At 33.0% G+C, this 20,869-nt stretch carries 20 protein-coding genes; all 20 read left to right on the top strand.

The features are described 5' to 3' along the window. Positions 1–23: 23 nt before the first annotated feature. The 20 genes from eutS (at position 24) to C661_RS22160 (ending at position 20,720) form a co-directional block, all read left to right on the top strand. The gene (gene eutS / locus C661_RS0116115; protein ID WP_017416379.1) at positions 24–368 is read left to right on the top strand and encodes an ethanolamine utilization microcompartment protein EutS; all 345 of its coding nucleotides are present in this window, start codon (positions 24–26) and stop codon (positions 366–368) included. 10 nt (positions 369–378) lie between these two features. Continuing rightward, positions 379–816, top strand: coding sequence for a EutP/PduV family microcompartment system protein (locus tag C661_RS0116120; RefSeq protein WP_017416380.1), 438 nt, complete (start codon positions 379–381; stop codon positions 814–816). A gap of 42 nt (positions 817–858) precedes the next feature. Continuing rightward, the gene (locus C661_RS0116125; RefSeq protein WP_017416381.1) at positions 859–1,437 is read left to right on the top strand and encodes an ANTAR domain-containing response regulator; all 579 of its coding nucleotides are present in this window, start codon (positions 859–861) and stop codon (positions 1,435–1,437) included. A gap of 32 nt (positions 1,438–1,469) precedes the next feature. Next, positions 1,470–2,876 (top strand): GAF domain-containing sensor histidine kinase, encoded by a 1,407-nt coding sequence (locus C661_RS0116130; protein ID WP_017416382.1) that lies wholly within the window; start codon positions 1,470–1,472, stop codon positions 2,874–2,876. 135 nt (positions 2,877–3,011) lie between these two features. Further along, positions 3,012–4,445, top strand: coding sequence for an ethanolamine ammonia-lyase reactivating factor EutA (gene eutA / locus C661_RS0116135; protein WP_026051092.1), 1,434 nt, complete (start codon positions 3,012–3,014; stop codon positions 4,443–4,445). A gap of 22 nt (positions 4,446–4,467) precedes the next feature. Continuing rightward, a complete protein-coding gene (locus tag C661_RS0116140) occupies positions 4,468–5,835 on the top strand; it encodes an ethanolamine ammonia-lyase subunit EutB (protein ID WP_017416384.1) in 1,368 nt (455 codons plus the stop codon). 14 nt (positions 5,836–5,849) lie between these two features. Next, a complete protein-coding gene (gene eutC, locus C661_RS0116145) occupies positions 5,850–6,731 on the top strand; it encodes an ethanolamine ammonia-lyase subunit EutC (protein WP_017416385.1) in 882 nt (293 codons plus the stop codon). 17 nt (positions 6,732–6,748) lie between these two features. Beyond that, complete coding sequence (gene eutL / locus C661_RS0116150; RefSeq protein WP_017416386.1) at positions 6,749–7,405, top strand: ethanolamine utilization microcompartment protein EutL; 657 nt, start codon at positions 6,749–6,751, stop codon at positions 7,403–7,405. A gap of 15 nt (positions 7,406–7,420) precedes the next feature. After that, on the top strand, positions 7,421–8,143 hold the full coding sequence (locus C661_RS0116155) for a BMC domain-containing protein (protein ID WP_017416387.1): 723 nt from the start codon (positions 7,421–7,423) through the stop codon (positions 8,141–8,143). Between the two features lie 15 nt (positions 8,144–8,158). Next, a complete protein-coding gene (locus tag C661_RS22150) occupies positions 8,159–9,625 on the top strand; it encodes an acetaldehyde dehydrogenase (acetylating) (RefSeq protein ID WP_017416388.1) in 1,467 nt (488 codons plus the stop codon). A 191-nt stretch (positions 9,626–9,816) separates the two neighbouring features. After that, positions 9,817–10,101: an ethanolamine utilization microcompartment protein EutM gene (gene eutM, locus C661_RS0116165; protein ID WP_017416389.1), complete on the top strand. Its 285-nt coding sequence runs from the start codon at positions 9,817–9,819 to the stop codon at positions 10,099–10,101. A gap of 641 nt (positions 10,102–10,742) precedes the next feature. Further along, on the top strand, positions 10,743–11,495 hold the full coding sequence (locus tag C661_RS0116170; RefSeq protein ID WP_017416390.1) for a cobalamin adenosyltransferase family protein: 753 nt from the start codon (positions 10,743–10,745) through the stop codon (positions 11,493–11,495). Between the two features lie 11 nt (positions 11,496–11,506). Then, positions 11,507–12,148, top strand: coding sequence for an ethanolamine utilization phosphate acetyltransferase EutD (gene eutD, locus C661_RS0116175; protein ID WP_017416391.1), 642 nt, complete (start codon positions 11,507–11,509; stop codon positions 12,146–12,148). A gap of 170 nt (positions 12,149–12,318) precedes the next feature. Next, positions 12,319–13,038: a hypothetical protein gene (locus tag C661_RS22865; protein WP_017416392.1), complete on the top strand. Its 720-nt coding sequence runs from the start codon at positions 12,319–12,321 to the stop codon at positions 13,036–13,038. 26 nt (positions 13,039–13,064) lie between these two features. After that, the gene (locus C661_RS0116185) at positions 13,065–13,334 is read left to right on the top strand and encodes a EutN/CcmL family microcompartment protein (protein ID WP_017416393.1); all 270 of its coding nucleotides are present in this window, start codon (positions 13,065–13,067) and stop codon (positions 13,332–13,334) included. Between the two features lie 76 nt (positions 13,335–13,410). After that, positions 13,411–13,953 (top strand): BMC domain-containing protein, encoded by a 543-nt coding sequence (locus C661_RS0116190; protein ID WP_017416394.1) that lies wholly within the window; start codon positions 13,411–13,413, stop codon positions 13,951–13,953. A 138-nt stretch (positions 13,954–14,091) separates the two neighbouring features. After that, positions 14,092–15,174, top strand: a complete 1,083-nt coding sequence (gene eutH / locus C661_RS0116195; RefSeq protein ID WP_017416395.1) for an ethanolamine utilization protein EutH — start codon at positions 14,092–14,094, stop codon at positions 15,172–15,174. A gap of 100 nt (positions 15,175–15,274) precedes the next feature. Next, on the top strand, positions 15,275–15,727 hold the full coding sequence (locus C661_RS0116200; RefSeq protein ID WP_017416396.1) for a EutQ-related cupin domain-containing protein: 453 nt from the start codon (positions 15,275–15,277) through the stop codon (positions 15,725–15,727). Between the two features lie 415 nt (positions 15,728–16,142). Beyond that, positions 16,143–18,194 (top strand): methyl-accepting chemotaxis protein, encoded by a 2,052-nt coding sequence (locus tag C661_RS0116205; protein WP_017416397.1) that lies wholly within the window; start codon positions 16,143–16,145, stop codon positions 18,192–18,194. A gap of 729 nt (positions 18,195–18,923) precedes the next feature. Next, positions 18,924–20,720, top strand: a complete 1,797-nt coding sequence (locus tag C661_RS22160) for a putative bifunctional diguanylate cyclase/phosphodiesterase (protein WP_017416398.1) — start codon at positions 18,924–18,926, stop codon at positions 20,718–20,720. Positions 20,721–20,869 lie beyond the last annotated feature (149 nt).

Below are 20,869 nucleotides of genomic sequence, written 5' to 3' on the forward strand. Positions count from 1 at the left end.
ATGTTTAAATGGAGTGATTAACTTTGGAAAATAAGCAAAGAGTAATACAAGAGTATGTTCCAGGGAAGCAAATTACCCTAGCTCACTTAATTGCTCATCCAAGTAAAAATGTTTACAAAAAATTAGGATTATCCGATGAGTATAGTGAAGCTATTGGAATTTTAACAATAACTCCTAGTGAAGCAGCTATAATTGCAGCAGATGTTGCTACTAAAGCTGCAGACGTAGAAATTGGTTTTGTAGACAGATTTAGTGGATCCTTAGTAATAGTAGGAGATGTTTCAAGTATAGAAGCTTCCTTGAAAGCTGTATCTGAAATGCTACAAAACGTACTAAATTTCACTACTGCAAACATTACAAGATCTTAGGAGGCTGCCTTTGAAGAAAATAATGTTAATTGGTGAAACAGGTTGTGGTAAGACGACCTTGACACAAATGCTAAATAATGAAACACTAGAGTATAAGAAAACACAAGCTTTGGAGTTCAACAATTTTGTTGTAGATACTCCAGGGGAATATATTGAAAATAGAAATTACTACAATGCAATTATTGCAAGTTCTGTAGAGGTGGATGTAATCGCTTTAATTCAACCTTGTAATAAGGAAATGAGTATTTTTCCACCTGGCTTTGGAAGTATTTTTGCTAAACCTGTTATTGGTATTATTAGCAAAATTGACTTGTGTGAAGAAGAGAAAAGTCTTAAAGACTCCGAGAAGTACTTAAAAGAAGCAGGAGCACAAGAGATTTTTCAGATAAGTACAACTAAAAATTTAGGTATAGACATAATAAAAAAATATTTAAATTGGGAACAATAACTTTGGAACTTAAGGTTTATTACTTCTAGAAGAGGTGGGAACATGAATAAAAAAATTGTAATAGCCGATGATGAACCTATTACAAGGATGGATATTAGAGAAATGTTAGAGGAAGCAGGCTACAACGTGGTAGGAGAAGCTTCCGATGGTTTTGACGCTATAGAAATGTGCAGAAAGTTTTCTCCGAATATTGTAATTATGGATATTAAGATGCCACTATTGGATGGTATAAATGCTTCAAAGATAATTATACAAGAAGGTCTTGCTGATGGCATAATTCTTTTAAGTGCCTATAGTGATACTAACTTTGTGGAAAAAGCAAAAGAGGCAGGGGTAATTGGATATTTAGTAAAGCCACTGGATAACAAGTCGCTAATACCTGCAGTAGAGGTGGCAATTTCTAGAGCTAAAGAAATTAAGGAAATCAAAACTAACATGATAAATGTTCAGAAGAAGCTTGAAGCTAGAAAAGTAATTGAAAAGGCTAAAGGAATTTTAATGGTTGAGCATGGAATCACAGAGCAAGAGGCTTTCTCAATGATTAGGAATTTAAGCATGAAGAAAAGAGTTACCATGGAAGATATTTCAGAAATAATTATTATGAGCAAGGATGGAGCTTAATCTTACTAATATATAAGGCGATGTGATAGGAAATGAATGAAATAAAAGAGTTATGCTTAAAACATACAAATTTAAAAGAAACAGACATAGAAATTATTCAACATATAGCTAGAACAATTCAGTTTATTGCTGATTCAACGGAAAGCGATGTTTTTATTGATTGTCCCACTACACATAATGATGCTGCTATTGTAGTAGCAGAGGCAAAGCCAACTAATAAAACTTCCTTATATAAGGAAAGTGTTGTAGGAAAACTTGCCATAAGACAAAATGAACCTGCAGTTATTAGAGCTATTGAAATTGGAATGCCTGGAAGAAATATAAAAGGTATAACCCAAGAACAAATTAAAGTAAAACAAAGTGTGGAACCCATTAGAAATAAGGAAAATAAAACTATTGGTATTTTAATCATTGAAAAGGATGTAACTGAAGATCTTTGCAATGATAGAAAAATAGAAATATTGGCAGAAGCTAATGAAGAATTAACCACACAAATAGCAGGAAAGTATGAAAAAGAAAGTGACATAACTTATTATGTTAACGAAGCTATTTTAATTTTTGATGAGAATGGTACCTTAAAGTTTAAAAACCCTGGTGCGGATTTGCTTTATAGTAAGCTTGGGTACAATGAAGATATTCTCGGAATGAACTTTTCCAACTTGTCAGTAACAAATAAACCCTTCAAAAATATAATTTCAAGTTGCTGTATTGATACCTTTGAACATGAAGTAGGGGGAATGTGCTTACAGGTGAAATATATAGTTCAAAGTAATAAGGCACTAAAGTTAGTTGTTCTCATTAGAGACATAACTGATATGAAGGAAAAAGAAAAGGAATTAGTTCATAAATCTGTGGTTATAAGGGAAATTCACCATAGAGTTAAGAATAATCTTCAAACAATTGCTAGTCTTTTAAGATTACAATCTAGAAGAATTGACAACGAGGCTTTCTTAAATGCTATGAATGACAGTATAAATAGAATACTAAGCATAGCGGCTACCCACGAGATCCTTGCAAAGCAAGGTATTGATGAGGTAAATATTAAGGAGGTTATCAATAGAATAAAATCTAGCATGGTAACCTTCGAAAAAAGGGATAACATAGATTTAGCAATTAAGATTACTGGCGATGACTTTAGAATAAGTTCTGATAAAGCAACCACCACAGCACTAGTGGTAAATGAGCTTCTCCAAAACTCCATAAAGCATGCCTTTAGAGGAAAGAGTGAAGGAGAAATTATAATTAATATTGAAAAAGGAAATATGTATTCCACTATTTCAATTATAGATAATGGTAATGGTTTTGAAGTAGAGACTGTTCCTAAAAACAGTTTAGGACTTATGATTGTAAGAAGCCTTATTCATGATAAGCTAGAAGGAAATTTAGATATATTTTCTAATTCAGAAGGCACAAAAGTAGTCTTTGATTTTAAAAATTAATATATAAGCACAAGGTCGTGCTTATTAGGTGGCAACGGAGCCCAGGGTATATATTTTAAAATGGTTATATTTTGTATAGCTATTTTAAAATATAAATTCTGGGCTTTTATATTTCTCTAAAAAGGGGTGAGAAAAATACAAGAAAAAATTTTAAGTGTAGGAATTGACATTGGTACTTCTACAACTCAACTTGTGTTCAGTAATATAACCATTGAAAATACAGCAAGTAGCTTTACAGTGCCTAGGATTAAAATTGTGGATAAAGAAATCATATACAGAAGTAATATCCACTTCACACCTTTAATAGATCAAAAGAAAATTGATGGAAATAAGGTAAGAGAAATCATAGCATCAGAATACGAAAGAGCTGGAGTTACTGTAAAAGATGTTAAAACTGGAGCAGTGATAATCACAGGAGATACTGCTAGAAAAGAAAATGCTAATGAAGTATTACAAAATCTTAGTGGTTTTGCAGGAGACTTCGTGGTAGCAACTGCAGGGCCTGATTTAGAGTCTATTATTGCAGGCAGAGGTGCAGGAGCAGATAAAGTCTCAGATGAAGAAAATGCCTATGTTGTAAACATTGACATTGGCGGAGGTACTTCTAACTTAGCCTTGTTTAAAAATGGAGAGTTAGTAGATACAGGCTGCTTAGATATAGGTGGTAGACTGATAAAAATAGATTTACAAAGTAAGAAAATTTATTATATATACCCTAAAATCAAAAAGCTAGCAGAAAGCATTGGTGTATCAATTGATGTAGGACAAGTTGCTGATTTAGACAAAATAAGAAAAATTGCTAAGGCAATGGTAGGAATTTTAGAAGAGTCAGTGTGTTTAAAGACAAGAACTCCAATGTATGAGGAGCTTCTAACTAAGAAGGGCATTAAGGATGGTTATACCATTGAGTACATAACCTTTTCTGGTGGAGTGGCTGATTATATTTATGGAAGTGACTACTCTGACCCCTTTAAATATGGAGACATGGGAGTAGTTTTAGGGGAAGAAATTGCAAAATCAACCTTAGTTAAAAACTTAAAACTACAACCTGCCAAAGAAACTATTAGAGCCACTGTTGTAGGTGCAGGCTCACATACCACTGATATAAGTGGTAGTACCATAACCTACACAGATAATATATTTCCAATAAAGAATTTGCCTATACTAAAGCTTTCCTCAGAGGATGAGGCCAAGGGCTTTAACTCTATAGAAGAAAGTCTTAGGGAAAAACTTAAGTGGTTTAACTTAGAAAATGAAAGCCAACAGGTAGCGGTGGCAATAAAGGGACCCAAGAGTCCAAGTTTTATTGATATTCAAAACCTGTCAAAAGCTTTAATAAATGGAATGACCGAACTTTTACAACGAAACTATCCAGTATTTATTATAGTTGAAAATGATATAGCAAAAGTTTTAGGACAAACTGTTCATAGACAGCTAAATAAAAGCAACAATGTAGTTTGTATTGACAGCATTAAGGTTGAAAATGGTGACTACATTGACATTGGTAGTCCACTTGTAAATGGTAAGGTAGTTCCAGTAGTCATCAAAACATTAGTATTCAATTCATAATTTTAATAGAGGGGTGAACAAAGTGATACTAAAAACACAATTGTTTGGTAAAGTGTATCAATTTAAAGATGTTAAAGAAGTTTTAGCAAAAGCTAATGAGGAAAAGTCAGGAGATAAACTAGCAGGAATAGCAGCAATTACTGCTCAGGAAAGAGTTGCAGCTAAGGTTGTTTTAAGCAACTTAACTGTGGCTGATGTTAGAAATAATCCAGTAGTTCCTTATGAAATGGATGAGGTTACAAGAATTATCCAAGATGCAGTTAATGAAAGAATCTATGGAGAAATCAAAAACTGGACTATATCTGAGCTAAGAGAGTGGATTTTAAATGAAAAAACTACAGGAGCAGATATAAGAAGAATTAGCAGAGGATTAACTAGTGAGGTTATAGCAGCTGTAGCTAAGTTAATGTCAAACCTAGACTTAGTTTATGGAGCTAGCAAAATAAAAGTAACTGCTCATGCTAACACAACTATAGGAGAACCAGGAAGATTATCTGCAAGATTACAGCCAAATCACCCAACAGATGATGTAGATGGAATATTAGCATCATTATTAGAAGGTTTAACTTATGGAATAGGTGATGCTGTTATAGGCTTAAACCCAGTAGATGATACTGTTGGAAGTGTATCAAAGGTACTTAAAAAGTTTGAAGAAATAAAACAAAAATATGAAATACCAACTCAAAACTGTGTACTTGCTCACGTAACTACACAAATGGAAGCAATTAGACAAGGTGCTCCAACAGACTTAATATTCCAAAGTATTGCAGGTTCACAAAAGGGAAACGAAGCCTTCGGAATATCAGGAGATTTAATTGAAGAAGCAAGACAACTTGCCTTAACTCAAGGTACTGCAGCAGGTCCTAATGTTATGTACTTCGAAACTGGACAAGGTTCAGAGTTATCTTCAGATGCTCACTATGGAGCAGACCAAGTAACAATGGAAGCTAGATGCTATGGTTTTGCTAAAAAGTATGAACCTTTCATAGTAAATACCGTTGTTGGATTTATAGGACCAGAATACTTATATGACAATAAACAGGTTATAAGAGCAGGTCTTGAAGATCACTTTATGGGTAAATTAACAGGGCTTCCAATGGGATGTGATGCTTGTTATACAAACCACATGAAAGCTGACCAAAATGATATAGAAAACCTAGCAATACTACTTGGTACTGCAGGATGCACATACTTTATGGGAATTCCTCATGGAGACGATGTAATGCTTAACTATCAATGTACAGGCTTCCACGAAACTGCTGCCTTAAGAGAACTTTTAGGCAAAAGACCAATAGCTGAGTTTGAAGCATGGCTTGAAAAGTGGGGCTTCATGGAAAATGGAAGACTAACAGGAAAAGCAGGCGACGGGTCTATATTTCTTAAGAAATAAGAGGGGGTAAAAAAATGTTTTCAGAAAATGAATTAAAAAGATTAGTTGAGCAAGTGTTAGTAGAAATGACTACAAAGCAAGGAGCAGCTGCTACTGATATGAGCACAACAAAGGAAACTTGTGAAGTCGATTTAAATGGAATGATTCCAGATATAACTGAAGTTGATATAAAAACAACTCTTCTTGTAGAAGATCCTACAGATAGAGAAGGCTATTTAAAAATGAAAAAACACACTCCAGCAAGAATTGGTATCGGTAGAACTGGAGCAAGATATAAAACTGAAACCATGCTAAGATTCAGAGCAGACCACGCATCAGCTCAGGACTCAGTATTTACAGATGTTAATGAGGATATTTTAAAGGAAATGAACTTAATAACTCTACAAACTAATTGTTCTTCTAAAGATGAGTTTATAACAAGACCAGATCTTGGAAGACAATTATCAAAAGAAGAGCTAGCTAAATTAAGTTCCTTCAAGAAAAAACCTCAAGTTCAAATTTATGTATCAGACGGTTTAAGTTCAAAAGCTATTGAAGCTAACGTAAAAGATATACTACCAGCTTTAATTCAAGGTCTTGAAGGTTATGGCATCACTGTTGGAACACCTTTCTTCGTAAAACTTGGAAGAGTTGGAGCAATGGATGTAATTTCTGAAGAAATTGGTGCAGAGGTAACTTGCGTACTAATCGGTGAAAGACCAGGTCTTGTTACAGCAGAAAGTATGAGTGCTTACATTGCCTATAAAGGAACTGTTGGAATGCCAGAATCAAGAAGAACTGTGGTATCTAACATTCACAAGGGTGGTACACCTTCAGTTGAAGCAGGTGCTTATATAGCAGATATTATTAAATTAATGTTAGAGAAAAAAGCCAGTGGATTAGATTTAAAACTATAATTTAGGGGGAAAAAGAAATGAAAAATGATCAACTTCGTCCATCAGTATTAAGCGTTAAAATAATTCCAAATGTAAGTACTGACATGGCAAAGCAATTTGAATTAAAACCAGAACACAAGAGTATAGGAATAATCACAGCTGATTGCGATGATGTTACATATACAGCCTTAGACGAAGCTACAAAAGCAGCAGATGTGGAAGTAGTATATGGTAGATCTCTTTATGGTGGAGCTGCAAATGCTAACACAAAACTTGCTGGAGAAGTAATTGGAATCATTGCAGGTCCAAGTCCAGCAGAAGTTAGAAGTGGACTTAATGCAGCAGTAGATTTTATAGAGAGTGGTGTAGCTACTTTCTATAGTGCAAATGAAGATGATAGCATTGCTTACTATGCACAATGCATCTCAAGAACAGGTTCTTATCTTTCTAAAACAGCTGGAATAGAAGAAGGAGAAGCACTAGCTTACTTAATTGCACCACCACTTGAAGCTATGTATGCTCTAGATGCAGCAATGAAGGCTGCAGCAGTAGATCTTAAAGCTTTCTTTGGACCACCATCAGAAACAAACTTTGGTGGAGCTTTATTAACTGGAAGCCAATCAGCTTGTAAAGCAGCTTGTGATGCATTTGCAGCAGCAGTTAAATTTGTAGCAGATAATCCTACAGATTACTAATCTTAGGTAGAGATTATGATTAATTCCAAATTAACTAGGGCTAATTCCACCTTAGGATTAATTGAAACCAAAGGATTTATTGGAGCTGTCGAAGCTTTAGATGTAGCTACTAAATCAGCAAGTGTTGAACTTGTTAGCTGTGAGTTTGTAAAGGGTGGTATTGTTACCATACTTATTACTGGAGAAGTAGGTTCTGTAAAAGCAGCAGTAGAAGCCGCTGCAATTGCAGTAGACAAGCTAGGAGTTTTAAGAAACACCCACGTTATTGCAAGAGCGGATGAAGGTGTGTGGGATATAATTCAGAGAAGAAGTCCCTCAGAGCTAATTGAAGATAAGAATGAATTAGAAGATAATTTGAAAACAGAAAAAGAAGAAGTTAAAGAAATTACAAATATAGAAGAAGAATCACTAGTTTTAACAACTGATAAAATGTGTATTACTGAAGAAAAAGATACTCTTCTCAGAGAGACTATTGAAGATACAGTAAACACAGGAGAGAAAGAATTTCAAGTTAAAACAGAAGAGAATAGTGATGAGTCAAATAAGGATAATAACAAGGAAAAAGTAGAAGAAAGCCTTAACAAAAGTATAAGCCGTGAAGACTTAGAAACTTTAAAGGTTACAGAACTTAGATCCTTAGCAAGAAAACTTAGAGAAGAACAAAGGATTTCTTTAACAAAGAAACAGATTAAGTTTAGTAAGAAAGAACAACTAATTGAAGCCATACTAAAGGGCTAATAGGAGGTAAGATAAATGATAACCTTAGATAAAGATTTGATGTCTATACAAGAAACTAGAAATCTTATCGCCAAGGCTAAAGAAGCTCAAGAAATATATAAGACTTTTACTCAAGAAAAAGTTAATAATATCGTTGAAGAAGTAGCAAAGGCAGTAGAAAAAGAAGCAGTTAAACTTGCGAAAATGGCATGGGAAGAAACTGGGTTTGGTAAATGGGAAGATAAGGTGGTTAAGAATACCTTTGCAAGTAGAGTAGTGTACGAAAGCATAAAGGATATGAAAACTGTTGGAATAATCAGAGAAGATGAAGAAAAGAAATTCTTTGAGGTAGCAGTTCCAGTTGGAGTAGTGGCTGGTTTAATTCCATCAACAAATCCAACCTCTACTACAATTTACAAAACTTTAATTGCATTAAAATCAGGAAATGGAATAGTAGTTTCTCCTCACCCAAATGCTAAAAACTGTATTATTGAAACAGCAAAAATTCTAAATGAGGCAGCGATTAAAGCAGGAGCACCAGAAGGATTAATTGGATGCATTACCCTACCATCGCTTCAAAGTACAAACCTACTAATGAGTCATAAGGATACAGCATTAATTCTTGCGACAGGTGGAGAGGCAATGGTAAAGGCAGCTTACAGCTCTGGAACGCCAGCAATTGGTGTAGGACCAGGAAATGGACCAGCCTTTATAGACAAGTCTGCAAAGGTGGAACTAGCTGTTAAGAGAATTTTAGACAGTAAGACCTTTGACAATGGAGTAATTTGTGCTTCAGAACAATCAGTAGTAGTTGAGAAATCAATGAAGGAATTGGTGATGAATGAACTTAAAAAGCAAGGTGCTTACTTCTTAAATGAAGAAGAATCTAAAAAACTTGGGAATTTCATTCTAAGAGCCAATGGAACTATGAATCCACAAATAGTTGGAAAAAGTGTTGAAGCTTTAGCTTCAATGGCAAATTTAAAGGTTCCAACAGGTGCAAGGGTTTTAATTTCAGAGCAAACTACAGTAGGAAAAAATAATCCTTACTCAAGAGAAAAGCTTACTCCAATTCTAGCTTTCTACACTGTAGAAAACTTAGAAGAAGGTATTAAACTTTGCACAGAAATATTAATGAATGAAGGAAAGGGACATACTCTAGTACTTCACAGTGAAGATAAAAATGTGATTAAGGAATTTGGACTAAGAATTCCAGTTTCAAGGCTTCTTGTAAACACTCCAGGAGCTCTAGGAGGTATAGGTGGTTCAACAAACTTAGTACCAGCTTTAACTCTAGGTTGTGGAGCTGTTGGTGGAAGTTCAACTTCTGACAACATAGGTCCAATGAATCTATTAAACATAAAAAGAGTGGCTTATGGAGTTAGAGAACTTGAAGATTTAAGAGGAAGTAAGCAGGTAGAGCCTAGTAACACAATTAATGAAGAGTACTTAGAACTAATCATAAGTAAGGTAGTTGAAAAACTATCAGCCCTAAATAAATAACATTTTCCAATAATAAAATTCAAACTTTAATCCACGCAATATAATATAAAAATTTAGGCTTATAAGATAAAAATTACTTTAAAGCCTTAAAGAATCAAGGTGAGTGTATACGAAAGTTTAGCTCAAGCCTTGGTTCACTATAAACAACACAAAAAATAAAATATTAAATGAAATTTTAGGAGGATATTAAAATGGCAAATATGAACGCATTAGGAATGATCGAAACTAAAGGATTAGTAGGAGCAATTGAAGCAGCAGACGCAATGGTTAAAGCTGCAAACGTAACATTAATAGGAAAAGAGCAAGTAGGTGGCGGACTAGTAACTGTATTAGTTAGAGGAGATGTTGGAGCTGTTAAGGCTGCTACAGATGCAGGAGCTGCAGCTGCTGAAAGAGTTGGAGAATTAGTATCAGTACATGTAATTCCAAGACCACACAGTGAAGTAGAAGTTATACTTCCTAAAACTACTATTTAGTTAAACTTAATTAATAGAGGCTTTCAAGATGGGTTTAAATTAATTCATCTTTAAGCAGAGGAGTCAAGGATTAATCTATGTGCAAGTTAAGTTTTACCATGACTCCTCATATATAGAAAAACAACTTCTATAACCAACCCTAACCTTAAACTAACTAATAGCCAAGAAGTTGTTTTTCAAAAGAAGATATACAAGTCCTCAGTGTACTTAAAAAATTTGTCTCTTCCCATTGTAACCTTAGTATATATAAAGAACATACCTACCTAGGACTTGTATATCAATAAAAAAGGGAATAATTACTCGCAAACCTCCCTTAAAGTCTCCCTTATGATAGAAATAAGGTGAGCAGATACATTGTAAGTTTCTTCATAGTTTGTAGCATAGTCAATAAAATGTCTAATACTACATGGAAATTAATCATTACTTAGATTAATTTCAGATATGCAAGCTCTAAATTTACAATGTGAATAGAAAATAGCCATAGAGCTTGCATATCTCTATGAATAACATCTTTAACCACATCTCAAAGAAACAAGTCTTACATCCTTATAAGAACTTAAATAGGTTTAAGGTGGAGCTGAATCTTTTTATAAAGTGGTTGAACAAAATGAACTTGTTCATTATTTAAAGGATGTGATAATGTGAGTGTTTTAACTGAAAGCACCTTAAGAGCAAAACTTAAGAATTTAGAAGTAAAAGAATTTGAAATTGAAAAAGGAGTCATAATTACTCCTTCTGCAAGACAGTATCTACAAGATAAAAATATTAAGTTAATATATAAAGATGAAAAAGCAAAAGAAGTGAATAATCAGAATATTCAAAGCGAAGTTAAGGGTTTTATACCAAAATATGTTCATATAAATGGTGGAGTCTTTGAGAAAAAACCAGAGCATATGACTCAGCTTAATAAAAATAAATTAGTTGCTAAGGATCATAAAAGAATTGTTTTTAGAGGGAACTTAGATAGTCTTCAAGCTAAAATACTAGAAATTCAAATACAATGTAAAAACTTGAATGAAATGAAGGTAGTTAAGGACCTTGAGGAAGTACTTTCTTATGTAAGAAAAGTATTAGAAGCTGAAGTGGTGGAAAGTGAGTTTAGTATTAATTCCTTAATTGGATTAAATTATGATGAATTAAGAGCTTACTCTCATAACCCAAAGAAGCATTTAAATACTGAGCACATAATTTTCCCTAGCTGTGATATGGGACCAGTGGTTGTTGCATTAAATGCCTTGAGAGCACAGAGTAGAGAAGTAGAAATTTCAGCATATAAGGCTTTTAAAAATGATGAAGGGGAACCTACAAGAGCAGATTTAGCCTTAGCGTTAAATAGATTAAGCAGTTGTTTTTATATAATGATGTGCAAGTATATGGCTGGTAAATATAAATAGGAGGTGATACTATGAGCACAATGGAAATGAACCTTAATTATATAGTTGATGAAGTAGTTAAAAGGTTAAAGTGCGACGTAGAAGATGAAGGAATATTAGTTGAGGCTTCAGGTAGACATGTTCACCTTTCAAAGGATGATGTAGAGGTTTTATTCGGAAAAGGATACAAGCTAACTAAAAAAAGAGAATTATCCCAACCTGGTCAGTATCTTTGTGAGGAAAAAGTTACATTAATAGGGCCTAAGGGAACTATACATAATGTTTCAGTTTTAGGGCCTGAAAGAGAAGAAACCCAGGTAGAACTATCAAAAACTGATGCAGTAGCTATAGGAGCAAAAGCTCCAGTTAAAATGTCAGGAGACATTGAAAAAAGCGGTTCTGTGGTTCTTTCTAGTGGCAATGCTGTATTAAAGTTAGATAAGGGTGTAATAGCTGCAAAGAGACATATTCATATTACTCCAGAAGATGCTAAAAGATACAATGTGTCAAATAATGAGGAAGTAAATATAAAAGTAATAGGAGAAAGAGGCGTAATCTTTACAAATGTAGCAGTTAGAGTTAGCGATAAATTTAACACCGTGGTACATTTAGATTATGACGAAGCAAATGCCTGTGGATTTACCAAAGGAATGAAAGCTGTAATAGTAAAATAGTAAAATGTGTTACTAAGTGCAGCTATTTGCTCATCTATTAATAGGGCACTTAAGGAGCGGTTAAGGTATAGGTAATTAACGCTTGAAAACCATAACCAATTAATCTTTCATTAAAGGTTTTAACTTAGCTCCCTATAAAATTAATTTCCTAAGTAAAAGGGGAAGATAAAATGAATAATGAAGAATTAGTGGAACTCATAACCAAAGAAGTTATGACAAGACTAAAAGCAATGTTAAGTAAGGATTATGTTTCTCATAATAAGAAGGTATTAGTCCTTGAAAGATCAGAGGATCTATGTCCAGTGCTTACAGGAGCATTAAGAGAAAATAACTATACTGTAGATTCATTAGATAATATGGGAAGCTTAAACTCCTATGAAGGTATAATTCTTCAGAGCCTATCACCTAAAGAGCTAGCAAATTTAGCTCACGGTATTGGGGGCTGTGCTAAAGAGATAGCTGTTATTGATGCTATCCTTGGTGGAAATAGGATTTACTCAATGAAAAAGGGATTACAACATGAAAATTTTGCTTCAACAGCAAATAAAGAATTTTTCAATTTATATAAGTCCTATGAAAACAAGCTAAGATCTTATGGTGTAGCTTATGTGGGATTAAGAGAACTTTTAGGCTATTTAAGCGAAGGAACTACTGAAATAGAAAAAGATGCTTGTATACTAGAAGAAAGAGATATAGATAAAGCAATTTCACAGCAATGTATGAATGATGAATTTGTAGATTTAACTAAGAAAAAACTCATCTCAGAAGTGGAATTAAGAAATATCTATAAAAATGGAATTAATAAGGTATTAGTTTCAAAGAAATCCATAGTAACACCTTTAGCTATGGATTATGCAAGAGTAACTAAGGTACAAATTATAAAAAAATAAATTCATGAGAGGCAAGGTCTATAATTATGATAGTAGGAGAAGTTGTAGGAAATTTATGGGCTACTAGAAAAGATGAGGGTCTAAATGGGCTGAAGTTTTTAGTAGTAAGAAAGTTGGATTATAGAGGACAAAAAACTGAGGAGGCAATTGTTGCTGCAGACAGTGTTGGAGCTGGAATAGGGGATCAAGTATTAATAGTAGGTGGAAGTTCCGCTAGAGTAAATCTAGGAGATAAAAAGGTTCCAGTTGATGCAACCATTGTTGGAATTGTGGATTCACTAGAACTACAAGGTTAACTGTAAAGTTTTGTGGTTAGTAAGTTAACTGTAGATTTCTTTAGTTAAAAAATTAATAAAGTGCAGGTGATATTTCATGGTTAAATCTTTAGGTGTTGTTGAATTTAGCAGTATAGCTAAAGGCATAGAAACTGGTGATAAAATGGTTAAAGCAGCTACGGTGGATGTATTGATGCTAAGACATATTTGCCCAGGAAAGTTTATGATAATTCTCTCAGGAGATATAGGGGATGTTAATGAAGCTGTTAATTCAATAATAACTAATGACAAAGATAAAGTCATTGAAAGCACTGTGATCTCTAATGCACATGAGGAATTAATCTCATCACTTAGAAAGAGAGCAGCTTTTAAAATCACTGAAGCAATTGGGGTCTTTGAAGCAGCAACAGTTACTTCAGCTTTAATTGCACTAGATTTAGCATTAAAGAAAGCTTCAGTTACTCTATTTAAGGTTGTCCTTGGTAATGGAATAGGAGGCAAATCTTATTTTGTAGTAACTGGAGCAGTTAGTAGTGTTGAAGAGGCTATTAAAACAGCTACAAACTCTATAAACCCAAAGAAGCTTATTTATAAAACTATAATTCCTTCTCCTAGTGAAGATATTATAAATAACTTATAGAAAAATTATAGAAGACATTGCTTATAGAATTTAAAAATAAACTTAGCACAGTGCAAAGGAAAAGTTTAACTTGTACTGTAAATAATAAAGTAATTTGGAAATAGCAAGTAAAATTTAGAAAGAAAAGAGGATAGGATAATGAGTATAAATGAAATTATAATATACATCATGGTAATATTCATGGTAATCGGTGCTGTGGATAAAATACTTGGAAACAAATTTGGATACGGAGAAAAATTTGAAGAAGGTATAATGGCTATGGGTGCGTTAACTATTGCCATGGTAGGAATTATTTCTTTTGCACCAGTTTTAGCAAATGTATTAAAGCCAATAGTTGTTCCATTATATAAAGCTCTTGGTGCAGACCCTTCAATGTTTGCAACAACTTTACTTGCCTGTGATATGGGAGGATACCAGCTTGCTCAGCAATTAGCTGAAAATCAAAGTATAGCTCCATTTGCAGGATTAATCTTAGGTTCAATGATGGGACCTACAATAGTATTTACAATTCCAGTAGCACTAGGAATAATTGATAAAGAAGATCAAAAATTCCTTGCTAAAGGAGTTTTAGCTGGTATGATTACAATTCCACTAGGAAGCTTCGTTGGTGGATTAGTAGCAGGATTACCTGCATTACTAGTATTAAAAAACTTAACTCCAATTATAATTTTTGCAGTACTTATAGCTCTTGGATTAAAGTTTGCCCCAGAAAAGATAATAAAAGGATTCACTTATTTTGGTAAGTTTGTAACAGCTGTAATAACAGTTGGACTTGCAGCTATAATTATTGAAACTCTTACAGGTTTTGTTGTTATTCCAGGAATGGCACCAATCAGTGAAGGTATCAATGTAGTTGGAAGTATTGCAATAGTTCTTGCTGGAGCATACCCATTAGTACACTTTATTACAAAGGTATTCCAAAAACCACTTATGAAACTTGGTTCACTTCTAGGAATAGGTGAAGTGGCAGCAGCAGGAATGATAGCAACTCTAGCAAATAACATTCCAATGTTTGGCATGATGAAAGACATGGATGAAAGAGGAAAAATCATCAACGTGGCTTTTGCAGTTAGTGCAGCTTTTGTATTTGGTGATCACTTAGGTTTTGCAGCAGGAGTAAATAAAGAAATGATAACTGCTATGATAGTTGGTAAATTAGTGGCTGGTGCTACAGCTGTGGCAGTAGCTTGCTTAATTACACCAAAAGCTAAAAAAGCTTAAGTTTTAAAATTTAATTAGTGAATAAATGTAGCACTTAGGTGAAATGAACTAAATTTAAATATAAGTTAGTTCAAATAATCTTAATTTAGGAGATGGCACAATGGAAAATATAAATGAGCAATTAATAGAAGAAATTATACGAAAAATAATAAATGAAAAATTAGGACAAACTACTCCAGAGTTTGAAAAGCAAGTTGACCCAAGTGGGATTATGTCTATTAAAACAAGCACAGTAAAACCTGAAAAGTTTGATACAGGAAAAGAAGGGGACAAGGTTCTATTAAAGGACGTATTAACCCTTGAAGAAAGTCCAAGACTAGGTTGTGGAATAATGGAAATGGAAGAAACAAGCTTTGCATGGACTTTAAAATATGATGAAGTAGACTACATTATAGAGGGAACTTTAGAAATAGATATAGATGGAAGAAAAATTGTTGGTAACAAAGGGGATATAATCCTTATTCCTAAAAACTCATCAATAAACTTCACTGTTCCAAACTATGCTAAATTCATGTATGTAACTTACCCTGCAAACTGGGCTGAGTTAGAGTAATATTAAAGACTTAAATCAAGTAAAGTAAACAGCTATGAAATTTTAGTGTAGCCTTTACATTAGGGGTAGGAGTAAATCTTACCCCTTTTTAGTGTTTAGGCTATTATAAAATGAAATCAAATTGTTTCAATTAAGTGGGGTTTAATTTACAATACAACAATAAATATACATATTAATACAAAATAAGGAATTTATTATTAATTAATAAAATTTATTATTGATGCTAAATTCTAACAAATTAAACACGATTATAAAAGTATAAGTTTTTAAGGTTTACCTATAACTTTATAAAAAGTTATAGCAAAAAAATTAAATATGTACCTACAATCCTGAAAATTTACTGAAAGTACCATGAAGTAAGACTTAATTTTATTCAGTCCAGTTTACATAATTAAATTAATAGGAGGAGAAGAATATGAAATTAAAAAGTATTAAAACGAAAACTTTGGCCTTTATACTTCCAGTAATCTTAGTTGCATTAATAACTTTAACAAGCATAAGCTACTTAAGCTCAAAGGCAATTATTAATGAAGAGATTAAGGGGAAAATGGTTAATCAGCTTAGTACAAACATTGAAGATATAAGGAAAAACTTATTTAGACATGGGCAAATTGCTGAGGTGCTTGCAGAAGTGGTAGAGGCTTCTCAGGGAGCTTTATCAGAGAAAAATTATGAAGATATACTTATTAAAGTACCAGCTACAAATGATGAAACCTTAGGGGCAGGAATTTGGTTTGAACCTTATAAATTTCTTGCAAATTCTCAGTTTAAAGGGCTTTATGCTTATAAGGATAATGGTAGTGTAAAGTACACTGACGAGTATAGCACAGGAAAATATAACTATTTCGAAGAGCCTTGGTACAAAATTGGGGTAGGTAGTAAAAATCAAATTGAATGGTCTAATGCATATGTGGACCAAGTTACTAATATAAGTATGATAACAACAACAAGTCCCATGTATAATACCAGTAATGAATTTCTAGGTGTAGTTACTTCAGATATAAGCCTTTCAACTATTCAAGATATGATAAAAAACATTAAGGTTGGAAATAGTGGAAGAGCATTTTTAATAGATAATACAGGTCTTTATATCGCAGATAAAGATGAAAAGAAAAACATGACAAAGAAGATTACAGAAGAAGAAAATGAAAGTTTAGTAAGCCTAGGTAAAGAAATGTTAGAAAAGAAAAAAGGGGAATATGGTTTTACTGATGATAATGGTAAAAATAATGTGTACTATGTGGATATACCTGAAGTTGGTTGGATCATAGGAATTACTATTCCAGAAAGTGAACTATATGCTCCAGTAACAGCACTATTATCCAAGCTTTTAGTATTAGCTATTGGCACAATTATCTTAGCTGTAGTTGTAGTGTTATTATTCACTAACTATTTGACAAAAAATATTAGCAAGGTAAATAAATTTGCCATGACCATAGCAGAAGGAGACTTAACAGAAAACTTAATTATAAAATCTCAAGATGAGCTAGGACAAATGGCAGGAAACTTAAATAAAATGAGTGATAACCTAAAGAACATGATAAAGTTAATCTCAGAGAACTCTCAAGATATGAGTGCAACCAGTGAAGAACTATCTGCTACTGTGGACGAAATGACGGGAAAAATTAATTCTATCAACAACTCAACAAATGAGATTTTAAATAGTTCTCAAGAAGCCAGTGCTGCAGCAGAAGAAATAACAGCTTCCGTGGAAGAAGTGAATTCAAGTATTCAAGTACTTTCAACTAAAGCTTCTGATGGAAGTTTAGAAGCTAATGAAATTAGTAATAGAGCTACTGAGGTTAGTATAAAAGCACAGGAGTCTAGTGGTAAAACTCAAGCTATTTATAAGGACAAGGAAAAAGGTATAGTTAAAGCTATTGAGGAAGTAAAAGTAGTCAGTGAAATAGTAGAAATGGCAGAAACCATTGCTAACATTTCTAAGCAGACAAATTTACTTGCATTAAACGCAGCCATAGAAGCAGCTAGAGCTGGTGAAAGTGGTAAAGGTTTTGCAGTGGTAGCAGAGGAAGTAAGAAAACTAGCAGAACAATCGGCAAGCGCTGTAGTTAACATAAAAAGTACCATTGAAAAAGTTCAAGTTGCCTTCAATAATTTATCTGAAAACTCTTCCGGAGTTTTAAAGTTTATTGATGAAAATGTAATAAAGGATTATGAACTTTTAGTACAAGTAGGGCAAAGATATAATGAGGATGCGGAATTTGTTAGCAATATGTCAGAAAACATTGCAGCAATGTCTGAGGAAATAACTGCAACAGTGAATCAAATTGGTGAGGCAATTGAAAGTATGGCACAGACCACTCAAGTAGCTTCAGAAAACACTAGTGATATTTTAAGTAGCATCACTGAAACTGCCCATGGTATGGAGCAAATTTCTAAAGCAGCAGAAAACCAAGCAAATCTTGCTCAGAAATTAAATGAAATGATTAATCAGTTCAAGATATAATATTAAATAAAATCTACAAATATATTATAAGTTTCAATTATAGAAAGAGTACTACATGAATAAAATGGAACCTGTGTCAAGGTGATTTTAGGAGATGTAAGGCTCTTTTTTATTATATAGGAAATTCAACTTTTTTCCGTTAAAAAAGCTCCTGGAATGCCTTGTAATTCCAGGGTTTCAGAATGTATATAAAAAAGTGTAAGTAATCGCTAGCTTTTTACAGGGCGTGTGAACACACGCATTTGTTCTATAAGAATCGGTTTTAATTCTGTGACTTTTAATACAAAAATCTATGATTACGTAATAATTTCTTAGTAAAATTACTAAATAACAAAATTGGATTTTTATTTTGCAAACAATTAAAATAGTATATAATTATAAGGTGTTAGTGTATATAGATTATTATTTACTTGAATCCTGAAATGTCCAAATTCTTATCCTTTATTCTTAAAAATTCTCATGAGAAGGCAAGTTTTCAGATTGCTATGTATTTTCATTTTAGGACATTCAGCAAAAGAGTTTCTGTGACATTTAGTATATATAAGTTGCAATATTATTTTTACATTGCAAGATAATTTTAGACAACTTATATAAAAGAGAATGGAAAATTGAATGAGATATATTTATGCAGTATCTTTATTGCATTTTATATAATAAAAAAATAAGACTTTCTTTATAAAAGGAAGATTAGATAAATGGAGCAATAGATTTCATAAGGGGATAGAGAAAATGGTCACCAGTAGAATAATGGTCAACAAGGATAAAAATTTAGAAGAAACTATAAAAGAGTTAATTAAAAAGCAAGAGGAATTAAAAAGAAGCGAAGAGCGATATAAAATACTTGCTGAATCCACTAAGGATATTATTTGGGAAGGAGATCTCGTTAATAAAAAGAGACACTTTTCAGGAAAGTTGTATGAGATTCTTGGATATACTGCAGAAGAGTTAGAGGACTTTCAAAGATGGTTTGACATTGTTCATCCAGAGGATTTAGCAAGAGTAAAAGAAGAAATTAGGCAACAAGTAGAAGGAAAAGTTCAAGTTAAAGTTTTTGAGTATAGGGTAAAGAGTAAGAATGGAATTTACAAATGGATATGTTCTAATACAAAATGTGAGTTTAATGAAAAGGGAGAAGCAATAGCTACCTTTGGTTCCTTTACGGATATTACAAGACTAAAAGAACAGCAGAAAAAAATTCATGATTTAGCTTATTATGATTCTGTAACAAAGCTTCCCAATAGAGTTATGTTCACCAGAGTAATAACAGAAAGAATACAAAGGGCTAAGGAAAATAAAAGTAATTTTGCCATGGTGTTTATGGATTTAGATAATTTTAAGTTTGTTAATGATTCCTATGGACACCCAGTGGGAGATGGACTATTAGTTGAAGTAGGAAAAAGATTAGAAGAGATGAATAATGATAAAATTATGTCCTTTAGGTTAGGTGGAGATGAGTTTATTATTTTAATAGAAGACATTGAAAGTAGGGAGCAAGTAAAGCAGTATTCAGACCAGCTAAATAAAGTTTTAGGGATACCTTATCTTGTTAGTGGGCATATGTTTCACGTTACTCACAGTGGAGGAATAGTAATTTATCCTGAAGATGGAGATACCTTTGATGAGTTACTTAAAAATGCGGATACAGCCATGTATAAATCTAAGGAATCAGGAAAGGGTGTTAGCTCTTTTTATCATGTTAAAATGGGGGAAGCAGCTACAGAAAAGGCCGAAATCCAAAGAGATTTGCATAGAGCTATAGAAGAAAAGGAGTTTGAACTTTACTATCAACCTATAGTAAATGTAAAAAACCAAGAAGTAAAGGGCTGTGAAGCTTTAATTAGATGGAACCATCCAGAAAAAGGGGTGGTTTCTCCAGGAAAGTTTATACCCATAGCTGAAGAAAATGGGACAATAATAGAAATAGGAAAATGGGTATTAAAAAGTGCCTGTAAGTATGCTAGAAAAATACAGTGTAGGGGAAACACTAACTTCTATGTTTCAGTAAACATTTCTCCTTATCAGTTATTACAAAAAGATTTTACGGATTATGTTATGGATACTATAAAAACCCTAGAAGTAAGACCGGAAAACCTTGTACTTGAAATCACTGAATCTGTGTTAATTGAATCCTTGGATTCAGCAATTTATAAGTTAAAAGAACTAAGAGATAATAATATAAGAATAGCCTTAGACGATTTTGGTTGTGGATATTCTTCTCTTACCTATCTTAAAATGTTACCTATTAATATAGTAAAAGTGGATAGATCCTTTATTAAAGATATTGAATCTGAAGAGGACACAAAAAACATGACCAATGTTATTATTCTTATGGCAAAGCAATTGGGTCTAGAGGTGATTGCAGAAGGTGTTGAGGAAAAATATCAAGTAGACTATTTAAAAAAACATGGTTGCCATATGTTTCAAGGATATTTAATTAGCAAGCCCTTACCAGAAAAAGAGTTTAACAACATTTTGGAAGCTTCAAGTCTGCCATCTTCTAAAGTGGCAGTTGCTCAGTCTAGATAAGTTGCTTTGGTAGCAGTGTAAATCTGCTTCCAAAGTTGTTAACAAAATGAACTTGTTCATTATTTAATAATTTAATTAAGCTTTAGAATAATAAAATTTTAGAACGACACACTTATCATTAGAAATCATTGGAGGCTTATGAGTAGTGT

The sequence above is a fragment of the Clostridium tunisiense TJ genome (genome assembly GCF_000300195.1).
GTDB lineage: Bacteria > Bacillota > Clostridia > Clostridiales > Clostridiaceae > Clostridium_J > Clostridium_J tunisiense.

What these genes read in the sequence shown, in the direction of transcription:
- C661_RS0116155 (WP_017416387.1), top strand. Translation starts at nt 7,421, where the DNA reads ATGATTAATTCCAAATTAACTAGGGCTAATTCCACCTTAGGATTAATT.
- C661_RS0116130 (WP_017416382.1), top strand. Translation starts at nt 1,470, where the DNA reads ATGAATGAAATAAAAGAGTTATGCTTAAAACATACAAATTTAAAAGAA.
- eutD (WP_017416391.1), top strand. Translation starts at nt 11,507, where the DNA reads ATGAGCACAATGGAAATGAACCTTAATTATATAGTTGATGAAGTAGTT.
- C661_RS0116190 (WP_017416394.1), top strand. Translation starts at nt 13,411, where the DNA reads ATGGTTAAATCTTTAGGTGTTGTTGAATTTAGCAGTATAGCTAAAGGC.
- eutC (WP_017416385.1), top strand. Translation starts at nt 5,850, where the DNA reads ATGTTTTCAGAAAATGAATTAAAAAGATTAGTTGAGCAAGTGTTAGTA.
- eutM (WP_017416389.1), top strand. Translation starts at nt 9,817, where the DNA reads ATGGCAAATATGAACGCATTAGGAATGATCGAAACTAAAGGATTAGTA.
- C661_RS22150 (WP_017416388.1), top strand. Translation starts at nt 8,159, where the DNA reads ATGATAACCTTAGATAAAGATTTGATGTCTATACAAGAAACTAGAAAT.
- C661_RS0116125 (WP_017416381.1), top strand. Translation starts at nt 859, where the DNA reads ATGAATAAAAAAATTGTAATAGCCGATGATGAACCTATTACAAGGATG.
- C661_RS0116205 (WP_017416397.1), top strand. Translation starts at nt 16,143, where the DNA reads ATGAAATTAAAAAGTATTAAAACGAAAACTTTGGCCTTTATACTTCCA.
- C661_RS22865 (WP_017416392.1), top strand. Translation starts at nt 12,319, where the DNA reads ATGAATAATGAAGAATTAGTGGAACTCATAACCAAAGAAGTTATGACA.
- C661_RS0116200 (WP_017416396.1), top strand. Translation starts at nt 15,275, where the DNA reads ATGGAAAATATAAATGAGCAATTAATAGAAGAAATTATACGAAAAATA.
- eutL (WP_017416386.1), top strand. Translation starts at nt 6,749, where the DNA reads ATGAAAAATGATCAACTTCGTCCATCAGTATTAAGCGTTAAAATAATT.
- C661_RS0116185 (WP_017416393.1), top strand. Translation starts at nt 13,065, where the DNA reads ATGATAGTAGGAGAAGTTGTAGGAAATTTATGGGCTACTAGAAAAGAT.
- eutH (WP_017416395.1), top strand. Translation starts at nt 14,092, where the DNA reads ATGAGTATAAATGAAATTATAATATACATCATGGTAATATTCATGGTA.
- C661_RS22160 (WP_017416398.1), top strand. Translation starts at nt 18,924, where the DNA reads ATGGTCACCAGTAGAATAATGGTCAACAAGGATAAAAATTTAGAAGAA.